The organism is Pseudokineococcus basanitobsidens (assembly GCF_037482545.1).
GTDB classification, from domain to species: Bacteria; Actinomycetota; Actinomycetes; order Actinomycetales; family Quadrisphaeraceae; genus Pseudokineococcus; species Pseudokineococcus basanitobsidens.
The window spans coordinates 1-631 of the sequence record NZ_JBBIAA010000083.1; the positions used below are offsets into that span (position 1 = coordinate 1).

The following is a 631-nucleotide window of genomic DNA, read 5'->3' on the forward strand; positions in this document are numbered from 1 at the left end:
CGAGCCGGGGTGGTTCCGGGACGGGCGGGTCTCGCTGCGGCTGTCCAGCGGTGAGGTGCGCCGGTACTCCTTCGGCCGTGCGGGGGACGTGCCGGTGGTGGGGGACTGGGACGGCAACGGGGTCGACTCGGTGGGGGTGTACCGGGCCGGGCGGTGGTTCTTGCGCAACGCGCACTCCTCGGGCCAGCACGACAGGACGTTCGTGTTCGGCGGGCCGGAGCAGCTGCCGGTGGTGGGCTCCTGGGACGGTCGTCACCTGGGGGTCGGGGTGGTCGCGAAGGGCGGTCCGCCGCAGTGGTGGTTGACGAACGGGCTGGGTCGTTCGCGGGTGGACCTCCGGTTCTCGTGGGGGTCGCGGGCCACGGACACGGCGCTGGTGGGGGACTGGGACGGCAACGGGGTCTGGACGCCGGGGATCTCGCGGGCGAACGGCCGGTACCTGCTCAACGCCTGGCAGGTGGCCCCGGCGGTACCGGTGCAGGTGCACACCTCCTGGGACCGTCGCGTGCAGGGCGACTTCGACGGCGACGGCGCGACGACGCTCGGGGTGGTCTCGAAGGTGGGCCGCTTCTCCTGGCGGGACGACCTGCGTGGCGGCCCGGCCCTGTCCGCGACCACCTTCACCGGCTGA

The 631-nt window shown here is 73.9% G+C and carries 1 pseudogene; it reads left to right on the top strand.

The features are described 5' to 3' along the window. Positions 1–631: pseudogene (locus WDZ17_RS17385) on the top strand (hypothetical protein); the annotation flags it as partial.